At 50.3% G+C, this 1,038-nt stretch carries 1 protein-coding gene and 1 pseudogene; both read left to right on the top strand.

Going from position 1 to position 1,038, the window contains the following annotated elements:
- Positions 1-47: 47 nt before the first annotated feature.
- Positions 48-800 carry a fimbria/pilus periplasmic chaperone gene (locus tag RTW80_RS25885; protein ID WP_001281606.1) on the top strand — a complete coding sequence of 251 codons (753 nt, stop codon included), beginning with the start codon at positions 48-50 and terminating at the stop codon, positions 798-800.
- Positions 800-1,038 (top strand): annotated as a pseudogene (locus tag RTW80_RS25880) (hypothetical protein); the annotation flags it as partial. The gene RTW80_RS25885 and the pseudogene RTW80_RS25880, both read left to right, overlap by 1 nt.

Raw genomic sequence — 1,038 nt, 5'->3', positions numbered from 1 at the left:
CCCTGTTTCTGTTTCAGCTAACCAATAACGTGATTAAGGAATGATCCATGTCTGATTTACTTTGCTCTGCCAAATTGGGTGCTATGACGCTGGCGTTACTGCTTAGCGCTACCAGTTTGTCTGCCCTGGCGTCTGTAACGCCAGATCGTACCCGTTTGATATTTAATGAAAGCGACAAATCAATCAGCGTGACGCTGCGTAATAACGATCCGAAACTCCCTTATCTGGCTCAAAGCTGGATTGAAGATGAAAAGGGTAACAAGATCACCTCGCCGTTAACTGTGCTGCCGCCAGTGCAACGCATCGATTCAATGATGAACGGGCAGGTAAAAGTGCAGGGAATGCCGGATATCAACAAATTGCCAGCCGATCGTGAAAGCATGTTCTACTTTAACGTGCGCGAGATCCCGCCAAAATCAAACAAACCCAATACCCTGCAAATCGCGCTGCAAACGCGTATCAAGTTGTTCTGGCGACCAAAGGCGCTGGAAAAGGTCAGTATGAAAAGTCCGTGGCAGCACAAGGTGACGCTCACCCGCAGCGGTCAGGCATTCACCGTCAATAACCCAACGCCGTACTACGTGATTATCAGCAACGCCAGTGCGCAGAAAAACGGTAATCCAGCTGCAGGGTTCTCGCCTCTGGTCATTGAGCCGAAAACCACGGTACCGCTGAATGTGAAAATGGATAGCGTACCGGTGCTGACTTACGTCAACGACTTTGGCGCACGGATGCCGCTGTTCTTCCAGTGCAATGGCAACAGCTGCCAGGTGGATGAAGAGCAGAGCCGCAAAGGCTGATGACGGGGGGAGTTATGAGTCAAAAGTTTGTAGTGGGCGCAGGGCTGCTGGTATGCAGTGTCTGTAGTTTATCTGCTATGGCTGGTAGTAAACCCGTGGATTTAATTCTGCGCGTGTTGGTCGATGCTCCGCCACCCTGTTCAATCAAGGGCAGCCAGGTAGAGTTCGGCAATATGATTGCTGATAACGTTGATGGCACCAATTATCGGCAAGATGCGAAATACACGTTGAACTGCAC

It is taken from the genome of Escherichia sp. AM3 (assembly GCF_032029835.1).
GTDB lineage: Bacteria > Pseudomonadota > Gammaproteobacteria > Enterobacterales > Enterobacteriaceae > Escherichia > Escherichia coli.
The sequence above is the reverse complement of the archived record's forward strand: the minus strand, read 5'-3'. Positions and strand labels throughout refer to the sequence as shown.